Source organism: Azospirillum himalayense (assembly GCF_042657465.1).
Lineage (GTDB): Bacteria > Pseudomonadota > Alphaproteobacteria > Azospirillales > Azospirillaceae > Azospirillum > Azospirillum himalayense.
In genome coordinates this window covers 1-9,439 of the sequence record NZ_JBHSLC010000034.1, presented here as the reverse complement: position 1 = coordinate 9,439, position 9,439 = coordinate 1, and the positions used below count along the sequence as shown (strand labels likewise).

General features: G+C 69.1%; 8 protein-coding genes and 1 pseudogene. 3 read left to right on the top strand and 6 right to left on the bottom strand.

Features of this window, described 5'->3' with window-relative positions; genetic code table 11:
• A partial coding sequence (locus ACFPMG_RS16595; protein WP_376996261.1) for a hypothetical protein occupies positions 1-430 on the top strand: 430 nt, incomplete at its 5' end.
• Positions 431-791: 361 nt separating this feature from the next.
• Here the strand turns inward: ACFPMG_RS16595 and uxuA are convergent.
• From uxuA to ACFPMG_RS16580, 3 genes are all read right to left on the bottom strand, one after another.
• Positions 792-1,988 carry a mannonate dehydratase gene (gene uxuA / locus ACFPMG_RS16590; protein ID WP_376996260.1) on the bottom strand — a complete coding sequence of 399 codons (1,197 nt, stop codon included), beginning with the start codon at positions 1,986-1,988 and terminating at the stop codon, positions 792-794.
• Between the two features lie 71 nt (positions 1,989-2,059).
• Positions 2,060-3,541 (bottom strand): mannitol dehydrogenase family protein, encoded by a 1,482-nt coding sequence (locus ACFPMG_RS16585; protein WP_376996259.1) that lies wholly within the window; start codon positions 3,539-3,541, stop codon positions 2,060-2,062.
• Positions 3,542-3,563: 22 nt separating this feature from the next.
• A complete protein-coding gene (locus ACFPMG_RS16580) occupies positions 3,564-4,259 on the bottom strand; it encodes a GntR family transcriptional regulator (RefSeq protein ID WP_376996258.1) in 696 nt (231 codons plus the stop codon).
• Between the two features lie 266 nt (positions 4,260-4,525).
• On the opposite strand from ACFPMG_RS16580, the gene ACFPMG_RS16575 reads away from it, so the two are divergent.
• A complete protein-coding gene (locus tag ACFPMG_RS16575) occupies positions 4,526-5,122 on the top strand; it encodes a PDC sensor domain-containing protein (RefSeq protein ID WP_376996257.1) in 597 nt (198 codons plus the stop codon).
• Between the two features lie 213 nt (positions 5,123-5,335).
• On the top strand, positions 5,336-6,103 hold the full coding sequence (locus tag ACFPMG_RS16570; protein WP_376996256.1) for an alpha/beta fold hydrolase: 768 nt from the start codon (positions 5,336-5,338) through the stop codon (positions 6,101-6,103).
• A 9-nt stretch (positions 6,104-6,112) separates the two neighbouring features.
• On the opposite strand, the gene ACFPMG_RS16565 is transcribed toward ACFPMG_RS16570, so the two are convergent.
• The 3 genes and pseudogenes from ACFPMG_RS16565 to eno all read right to left on the bottom strand — a co-directional run.
• A complete protein-coding gene (locus tag ACFPMG_RS16565; RefSeq protein WP_376996255.1) occupies positions 6,113-7,330 on the bottom strand; it encodes an acetate/propionate family kinase in 1,218 nt (405 codons plus the stop codon).
• 10 nt (positions 7,331-7,340) lie between these two features.
• Positions 7,341-8,828: a bifunctional enoyl-CoA hydratase/phosphate acetyltransferase gene (locus ACFPMG_RS16560; protein ID WP_376996254.1), complete on the bottom strand. Its 1,488-nt coding sequence runs from the start codon at positions 8,826-8,828 to the stop codon at positions 7,341-7,343.
• 213 nt (positions 8,829-9,041) lie between these two features.
• Positions 9,042-9,439, bottom strand: a pseudogene (gene eno / locus ACFPMG_RS16555) (phosphopyruvate hydratase); the annotation flags it as partial.

Below are 9,439 nucleotides of genomic sequence, written 5' to 3'. Positions count from 1 at the left end.
TCGCGCTTCTCAGCGGCCCCGGCGTCGTGGGAGCCGGGTTATAGGCGCCTCGGCCAAACCCGGCAAGAGCTTTTTTCATCGACCCGCATTTTTTCTGAAAGCGGCCTTCGGATCAGGCCCGGAGGGCAACGGCCCGCCGGCGATCGGACGGCTGGGGCGCGAAGCCGTCGCGCAGGAAGCACTCGAGCTCGATCTCCTGGGCGCTCTTCGGCACCTGATCGATCGGACGAACATCGCAGCGCCCGTTCGCAGCGACCACGCGAAGAAGCATGGCGGCGGCGTATCGCGGATTCTGACGGTTGCTCATCCCAGTCGCTTCCCTTCTCGTCGGGGCGCGGGCACCCGAAGGGCCGACACCACAACCCTGATTTTAATTGATTGTGATGTTTTTGCCATAGCTTTTCGCGCCTTCCCCGAAAGAAAGTTGTGAAGGCACTAAGCGACGGAAATTGTTTAAAGAATCATGCCGCAGGGGGGACTTGCAGGGTGTGAGAAAAAGAAGACGGGACGTTTCCGCACCGCTTTTTCCGGCATTTCATTCGAATACGAATGGAGATCCGGGGCCCCTACCCTTCAGGGTGCCGGCATCAGGTCCAGCATGACACCGGCTGGACACGCGACAAGAGCGCGCAGGCCGATCGGGACATCGGCCATACGAACGCCGAACAGGCCGATCGGCCGCGACTCCTTCGTTCGTTGCGGCGAAGAGAGGAAGCGCCATGCCACCGCGCTTCCCCTCCACCACCAGATGGCCGGGCTCGACTGCCGGACCGGTCAAACGTCCCAACCAATCAGACGGGCAGCTGGCGCATCGAGGACACGGCGGTCATCACGCCGCGGATTTCCGCCAGACCGCGCAGACGCCCTATTGCCGGGTAGCCGGGGTGGGTCTTCTTGCCCACGTCGTCCAGCAGCTCGTGGCCGTGATCAGGGCGGAAGGGGATGCGCCAGTTCGGGTTGCCGGCGTCCTTGCGGCGCTTCTGCTCCTCCAGCAGCGTGGTGACGACCGACACCATGTCGACGTCGCCGCCCAGATGCTCGGCCTCCTGGAAGGAGCCGTCGGGGTCCTTCTTCACATTGCGCAGATGGGCGAAGGTCACCTTCGGGGCGAAGCGCTTGATCATCGCCGGCACGTCGTTCTTGGCCCCGGCGCCGAGCGAGCCGGTGCAGAAGGTGATGCCGTTGGCCTCCGAATCGATGACGTTGACGATGAAGTCCAGGTCGTCCTCGTTGCTGACGATGCGCGGCAGGCCCATCAGCGGACGCGGCGGGTCGTCGGGGTGGATGCACATGCGGATGCCCACCTCTTCCGCGGTCGGGATCACCTCGCGCAGGAAACGGGCCAGCGTCTCGCGCAGCGCGCCGTGGCTCATGTCCTTGTAGCGGTCGAGCATCTTGCGCAGGCCCGGGATGTCGTAGCGGTCGAAGGCGCCCGGCAGGCCGGCCATGATGTTGGCGAGAAGCGTCTTCTTGTCGTCCTCCGACGCCTTGTCGAACCAGGCGCGGGCGCGGGCCAGCACCTCGGGCGAATGGTCGTCCTCGGCGCCCGGACGCTCCAGCATGAAGACGTCGAAGGCGGCGTGCTCGAAGGCGTTGAAGCGCAGCGACGTGCCGCCGCCCGGCACCGGCGCGGCGAGGTCGGTGCGGGTCCAGTCGAGGATCGGCATGAAGTTGTAGCAGACCGTCGTCACCCCGCAGGCCGCGAGGTTGCGCAGCGACTGGCGGTAGTTGTCGAACAGCGGGGCCAGATCGCCCTCGCCGATCTTGATGGACTCATGGACCGGCAGGCTTTCCACCACGCTCCAGCGCAGGCCGAGCGAGGGGTCGGCGGCGATCATCGCCTTGCGCTCCTCGATCTCCTCGACCGACCAGACCACGCCGTAGGGGATCTGGTGCAGGGCGGTGACGATGCCGGTGGCGCCGGTCTGACGGATGTGGTTGAGCCGGATCACATCGTCCGGGCCGAACCAACGCCAAGTCTGTTCCATGGTCTGCTCCTTGAAGAAGAGTGCGGTGCCGATTCCGGCGTGTTTCGATGGGATCGTTGGGAGGGGGCGCCTCAGCCCGCCGCCGGCGCGACCGAGTGCACGACGGCGCGGGCGCCCTCGGCGTAGAGCCGGCGCAGCGCGTCGGTCACGGCAGAGGTGAAGCGCGGGTCACGCGGCAGGTCGTCGCCGAAGACGGCACTCAGCCCGAACAGGGCGGGCGCGAGACGGTCGGCCACCGGCCCGGCCTCCGCCGCCAGTTCGGCGAGCTTCGCGGCCATCGGGTCGCGCACGTCGATGGGGCGGCCCGCCTCGTCGGTGCCGGAGACGTAGCGCATCCAGGCCGCCACTCCCAGCGCCAGCCGGTCGATGGGCGCTCCGGCGGCCAGCCGGTCGCGGATGGTGCCGAGCAGCCGCTGCGGCAGCTTCTGCGTGCCGTCCATGGCGATCTGCCAGGTGCGGTGGCGCAGGGCGGGGTTGCGGAAGCGCTCGATCAGCGCGTCCTTGTAATGGCCGAGGTCGGCACCGGGCGGCATGTGCAGCGTCGGACCGGCCTCCTCGTCCATCAGGCCGCGGATCAGCCGGGCGAAGGCCGGATCGGCCATGGTGTCCGACACCGTCTCGTAGCCGGCGAGGTAGCCGAGATAGGCGAGCGTGGAGTGGCTGCCGTTCAGCAGGCGCAGCTTCATCGTCTCGTAGGGATGGACGTCGGGGACCAGTTCCGCCCCCTCCAGCTCCCAGGCCGGGCGCCCGGTGGGGAAGCGGTCCTCGATCACCCACTGGCTGAACGGCTCGGTCACCACCGGCCAGGAGTCGCGCAGGCCCAGCCCGTCCGACACGCGGTCGCGGTCGGCGTCGGTGGTGGCCGGCACGATGCGGTCCACCATGCTGTTCGGGCAGGCGACGTTCCCGGCGAACCACGTCCCCAGAGCGGGGTCGCGCAGCTCGGCGTAGCGGCGCAGCAGGCCCGCGGCGGTGTCGCCGTTGCTCGGCAGGTTGTCGCAGCTCAGCACCGTGAAGGGCTCGACCCCGGCGGCGCGGCGGCGGATCAGCGCCTCCACCAGGAAGCCGGGCACGCTGCGGGGGCTTTCCGGGTTGGCGAGGTCGTGGACGATGTCCGGATGGGCCTCGTTCAGCGCGCCGGTTGCCGGATCGTGGCAATAGCCCTTCTCGGTGACGGTCAGGGTGACGATGCGGACGGAGGGGCGCGTCAGCAGGTCCAGCACCGCGGCGGGGTCCTCCGGGGCGACCAGCAGCCCGGTGACCGAGCCGACCACCCGCAGCCGCTCGCCGGCGGCGTCGCGCACGGCGACGGTGTAGAGGCCGCCCTGCGGCTCCAGCGCGTCGCGCGTGTCGGGGCTGCGCAGGCTGACCCCGGCGATGCCCCAGGGGCCGAAGGAGCGCGCCAGGGCGGCGTCGGTGTAGACGGCCTGATGGGCGCGGTGGAAGGCGCCGATGCCCAGATGGACAATTCCGGTGGTCAAAGCGGCACGGTCATAGCCGGGACGCTGCACGCCGGGGCGCAGCGAGGGCAGCGTGTCGGGGCTCAGGCGCATGGAACACTCCGCATGACGGCTTTCAGGTCTCGAAGAAGTGGCTGTTGGTTCGGGCGATCTCGTCCACCGCCGCGAAGACGGTGCGCAGATGGGCGCGCATGGCCTCCTCCGCGCCGTCGGGGTCGCGGGCGGCGACGCGGTCCACGATGCTCTGGTGCTCGCCGACGATCTTCGCCGCCCAGCCTTCGCTGTGCAGCGACAGGAAACGCACGCGGTCGAGCTGCGCCTTGACGGCGACCAGCAGGTCCCACACCGCCGGACGCCCGGCGATGCGGGCCAGCTCGGCGTGGGTGGCCTCGTCGAGGGCGAAGAACTCGGCGTGGCGGTCGGGCGCCATCACCGCGCGGTGCGAGTCGAGAAGCCGGGTGAGCGAGGCGACGTCCGCCGCCTCCGCCCGATCGGCGGCCAGACGCACCGTCCGGCATTCCAGGGTCTCGCGGATGAACTGGCTGTCCGACACCGCGGCGAGCTGGATCGGCGCCACGAAGGTGCCGACCTGCGGCACGATGCGCAGGAACCCCTCGTCGGCCAGACGGCGGAAGGCCTCGCGCACCGGGGTGCGGCTGACGCCGTAGCGGGCGGCCACGCGGGTCTCCGAAATCCCCTCGCCGGGACGGATCTCCCCCGACAGCACGGCGGCGCGCAGGGCGTCATAGACCCCGTGCAGGCGGGGGCCACGGATGTCGGTGAGGGCGGAGGAGGTCGGCGTGTCGGTCATGGCGTCCATCGCGTCAACTTGCATACTAGTATGCCATTGCGAACACGTCCTGACAAGAGGCGGCGGTGAAGGCCGCGTGGACGGGAGCGCGGTTCAAGAGCAATTGGTTCAAGGGCAATTATGGTTGGCATCGCCAATTTTCCGTTGAACGGAATAAATCGCGCATTCCTCTGACCGCCGGGATGCCGCGGGACCTATGGTCTGGAGCCCACGGAGCACAGGCCGCCAAAGGCCGCCCGCGGGCGGATCATTCATGGGAGGAATCGATGACCAAACGCTTTTCCTTGCTGCTCTCCACCGCGGCGGTTCTGGCCACGCTCGGCACCCTGCCGGCCTACGCCGCCGATCCCGCCCTGGAAGCCAGCGTCCGCAAGACGGTGAGCCCGCAGGCCCAGACCTGGCTCGCCGATCCGGCGGTCGTCGACGCCGTCAAGGCCCAGAACACCGCGCACAAGGGCCTCGACCAGGCCAAGATCGACGCCATGGACAACGACTGGAAGGCCGCCGCCAAGGCCAAGTCCGCCAACCCCACCTATGACACGATCGCCGCGAACGCCGTGACCAAGCGCCTGAAGGAGGTGACGGACAAGAGCAACGGCCGGATCGTGGAGATCCTGCTGATGGACAACCGCGGCCTGAACGTGGCCCAGACCGGTGGCACCTCCGACTATTGGCAGGGCGACGAGCCGAAGTGGCAGAAGGTCTACAGCGGCGGCTCCGACCTCTACATGACCGATCCGGAGAAGGACGCCGAGACGAACGCCATGCTGACCGAGGTCAGCGTTCCCGTACTCGATCCGGCCAGCAAGGAAAAGATCGGCGTGGCGATGATCGTGCTCGACACCAGCAAGCTCGGCAACTGACGATTCGCCGATGCCATCCCCCTTCCTCAAAGGAGGGGGATGTCCTGCGATTGCGTTGCCCGGACAGCCGCCTCATCGATCCGATGGCGGGACCGGGCTTGGAGCAAAGGCGGCTTCGACACCTTTCCGCGGGCGTTCTTCGGAACTTCACGGCATAACGGATGTCCCCGGGACCGAACGCCGACCGCCATGCCGACACAGCACGACTCATCCGTGACCGAGACCGAATGGACGATCCGGACCGTGGAGGGCAACCTCTTCGCTAAGAGCTGGACCCCGGAAGCCGACCGCGGCGCGCCGATCATCCTCTTCCACGACTCCCTCGGCAGCGTGGACTTGTGGCGCGGTTTCCCGCAGCGGCTGGCGGCCGGGACGAACCGCCGCGTCATCGCCTACGACCGGCTCGGCTTTGGACGCTCGGACGTCCATCCCGGGCGGCTTGCGTTGGATTTCATCGCCGCGGAGGCGCGGGACAGCATCCCGCCGCTGTGCGACCAGCTCGGTGTGGCGGCATTCGTCGCCTGCGGGCACAGCGTCGGGGGCGGCATGGCCGTCGAGACGGCGGCGCGTTTTCCCGAGCGCTGCCGCGGCCTCGTCACCATCGCCGCACAGGCGTTCGTGGAAGAGAGAACCCTCGCCGGCATCCGCGACGCCAAACGCGATTTCCAGGACCCGGCCAACGTCGCGCGTCTGGCGCGGTATCACGGCGACAAGGCCCGCTGGGTCCTGGACGCCTGGACCGAGACGTGGCTGTCGCCCGCCTTCTCCGGTTGGACCCTGGACCGGGCCCTGGCGGCGGTGCGCTGCCCGGTGCTGGCCCTGCACGGCGACCGCGACGAGTACGGCTCCGCCGCACACCCCGAGCGCATCGCGGCCGGGCGGGGAGCCGCGAGGCTTCTCCCCGACACCGGCCATGTGCCGCACCGCGAACAGGAAGCTCTGGTGCTCGACGCGATCCGGAGCTTTCTGGGCGGACTCTGAGACGTCCGTTCAGGCCGCCAGGGGCGACAGCACCGCGCTGTGCGCCAGGATGCCCAGCGTGTGGCTGGCGATCATCCGCTCCTCGTCGGTGGGGATGACGAAGACCGGGACGCGGCTGTCGGCGGCGGAAATGCGCGTGGCCCGGGCGCGGTTCGCCGCCCCGTCGAGGTGGACGCCGAGCCAGCCCAGCTTCTCCGCCACCCGCGCGCGCACCGGGGCGGAGTTCTCGCCGACGCCGGCGGTGAAGACCACCGCGTCAAGCCCGCCCATGGAGGCGGCCAGCCCCGCCGCCTGCTTGGCGACCTGGAAGCAGAACAGCTCCACCGCCTCCGCCGCCTGCGGGCTCTCGCTGTCCAGCAGGGCGCGCATGTCGTTGGACACGCCGGAGACGCCGAGCAGGCCGGACTTGTGGTAGAGCAGCCGCTCCAGCTCGTCGGGGCCCATGCCCTTCTCGCGCATCAGATAGATCAGCACGCCGGGGTCGATCGCGCCGGGGCGTGTGCCCATCGGCAGGCCGTCCAGAGCGGTGAAGCCCATGGTGGTGTCGACGCTACGGCCCGCGCGCATGCCGCACAGGCTGGACCCGCTGCCGAGATGGCAGACGACCACGCGGGCCTCGGCCAGCTCCGGCGCGATCTGCGGCAGGCGCTGGGCGATGTACTCGTAGGACAGGCCGTGGAAGCCGTAGCGGCGCACGCCCTCGTCGGTCAGCTCGCGCGGCAGGGCGAACATCTGGGCCTGCCAGGGCCGCGTGCTGTGGAAGGCGGTGTCGAAGCAGGCGACCTGCGGCAGCTCCGGATAGACTTCGGCCAGAGCGGTCATCGCCGCGATGTTGTGCGGCTGGTGCAGCGGCGCCAGCGGCACCAGGGCCTCCAGCTCGGCCAGCACCGCCGGGGTCAGCCGGACCGGCGCGTCGAAGCGGGTGCCGCCGTGCACGACCCGGTGACCGGCGGCGACCAGCCGCACGTCCCGCAGCTCGTGCCGCATCCAGGTCAGCAGGAAGCCGAGCAGCCCGGCGCGGTCGCCGGGGCCGACCTCGTCCAGGATGCCGTCGGCCAGGACGTGGCGGGCCGCGTCCTTGGCCTCGAAGCGCGGGGCGGTGCCGATGCCGGAGATCTGGCCGGTCAGAACGGCCTCCAGATCGCTCTTTCCGGCGCCGCAGAAGACGGAGAATTTCAGGCTGGAGGAGCCCGCGTTGATGACGAGACAGGCGTCACGGTGCGACATGGTGTGATCCTCACTCCGCAGCCATGGAGGCAGCCAGGGGAGCGGCAGCGGCGTTGAGCGCGAGGGCGGGACGGCGCGCGGCGGCCACCAGCGCCGCCACGGCGCAGGAGGCGAGGCGGGTGCGGACGTTGTCGGCGCGGCTGGTCAGGATGACCGGAACCCGCGCGCCCAGAACGATGCCCGCCGCGTCGGCGTTGGCGAGGAAGGAGAGCTGCTTGGCCAGCATGTTGCCGGCCTCCAGATCGGGGACGAGCAGGATGTCGGCTTGGCCGGAGACGGGGGACTTGATGCCCTTGATGCGCGCGGCCTCGGCGCTGATGGCGTTGTCGAAGGCCAGCGGGCCGTCGAGGATGCCGCCGGTGATCTGGCCGCGGTCGGCCATCTTGCAGAGTGCGGCGGCTTCCAGCGTGGTGGCGATCTTCGGGTTGAGGGTTTCCACCGCCGACAGGATGGCGACGCGCGGCGTCTCGACGCCCAGCACCTTGGCGAGGTCGATGGCGTTCTGGACGATGTGGACCTTGTCCTCCAGCGTCGGGTAAATGTTGATCGCCGCGTCGGTGATCAGCAGCGCCCGCGGGTAGGTCGGCACGTTCATCACGAAGACGTGGCTGATGCGGCGGCTGGTGCGCAGGCCGGTCTCCTTGCGGACGACCTCGGCCATCAGCTCGTCGGTGTGCAGGCTGCCCTTCATCACCGCCTCGGCCTCGCCGGTGCGGGCCAGGGCGACGGCCGCCGCGGCGGCGGCATGGCTGTGCTCGACGTCGACCAGACGGTAGCGGGCGATGTCCAGCCCATGGGCAACGGCCAGCGCGCGGATCTTCGCCGCCGGGCCGATCAGGATGGGGTCGATCAGACCGGCTTCCGCCGCCTCCACCGCGCCCTTCAGCGAGCTTTCGTCGCAGGGATGGGCGACCGCCGTGGCGACCGGCTCCAACCCGTCGCACTTGCGCAGCAGCGCGTCGTGCTTGTCGTGGCGGATCATCTGGATCTGCGGCAGCGCGTGGGCGGCGCGGCGGACCTTGCGGGTCGGCGCCACCACCTCGGCGGTGCCGGTCACCACGACCTCGCCGTCCTGGTTGGTGCACAGGCAGTCGAAGACGACGATGTTCTTGTCGGCCTGCTTCTCGCGCACGGTGACGGTGGCGGTGATGACGTCGCCCAGCCCGACCGGACGGCGGAAGCGCAGGTCCTGGCCGGCGTAGACGGTGCCGGCGCCGGGCAGCCGGGTCCCCAGCACGCCGGAAATCAGAGCGCCGGACCACATGCCGTGGCCGATCACCTTTTGAAAGCGGCTGTCGGCGGCGAATTTCGCGTCCAGATGAACCGGATCGATGTTGCCGGAGACGGTGGCGAACAGCTCGACGTCCATCACGGTCAGTTGCCGCGCGATGCTGGCGGACTGCCCGACCACGATCTCGTCAAAGGTGACGTTCTCGATCGGGGCCGCCTCGGTCGGCACCGCAGGGAGGTCGCCGCTGGTTTCACCATTGGCAGTCATTGCAGAACACTCCGGATAAGAGAAATAGGCATGATGCTGCCCGTTTCAGCCGATCCCTCCCGGCGCGCGCCTTGCTGAAGGGGGAAGCGCGTCTTGCCGTCTTCTTCTCTGAGCGTCTTTTTGTGTACTGATATATTAGCGGAAAAGGCGGTGCGGCGCAGCAAATCCGAGCTCACCGGACACTTTGCCGCAGGCCGCCTTCCGTTGGGGCCGTTACGCCTTGAGGATGCCGCGTCCGGCGAAGCGGGATGCTGCGCCGAGCATCTCCTCGATGCGGATGAGCTGGTTGTACTTGGCCAGCCGGTCGGAGCGCGACAGCGAACCGGTCTTGATCTGGCCGCAGTTGGTGGCAACCGCCAGATCGGCGATGGTGCTGTCCTCGGTCTCGCCCGAACGGTGCGACAGCACCGCCGTGTAGCCGGCCTTGTGCGCCATGTCGACGGCTTCCAGCGTCTCGGACAGCGTGCCGATCTGGTTGACCTTGACCAGGATCGAATTGCCCACGCCCTTCCGGATGCCGTCGGCCAGACGCGCCGGGTTGGTCACGAACAGGTCGTCGCCGACCAGCTGCACCTTGCCGCCGATGGCGTCGGTCAGCGCCTTCCAGCCCT

Bases quoted from the DNA above. Each gene is read 5' to 3' on its own strand.
- uxuA (WP_376996260.1), bottom strand. From the start codon at position 1,988: ATGGAACAGACTTGGCGTTGGTTCGGCCCGGACGATGTGATCCGGCTC.
- ACFPMG_RS16585 (WP_376996259.1), bottom strand. From the start codon at position 3,541: ATGCGCCTGAGCCCCGACACGCTGCCCTCGCTGCGCCCCGGCGTGCAG.
- ACFPMG_RS16580 (WP_376996258.1), bottom strand. From the start codon at position 4,259: ATGACCGACACGCCGACCTCCTCCGCCCTCACCGACATCCGTGGCCCC.
- ACFPMG_RS16575 (WP_376996257.1), top strand. From the start codon at position 4,526: ATGACCAAACGCTTTTCCTTGCTGCTCTCCACCGCGGCGGTTCTGGCC.
- ACFPMG_RS16565 (WP_376996255.1), bottom strand. From the start codon at position 7,330: ATGTCGCACCGTGACGCCTGTCTCGTCATCAACGCGGGCTCCTCCAGC.
- ACFPMG_RS16560 (WP_376996254.1), bottom strand. From the start codon at position 8,828: ATGACTGCCAATGGTGAAACCAGCGGCGACCTCCCTGCGGTGCCGACC.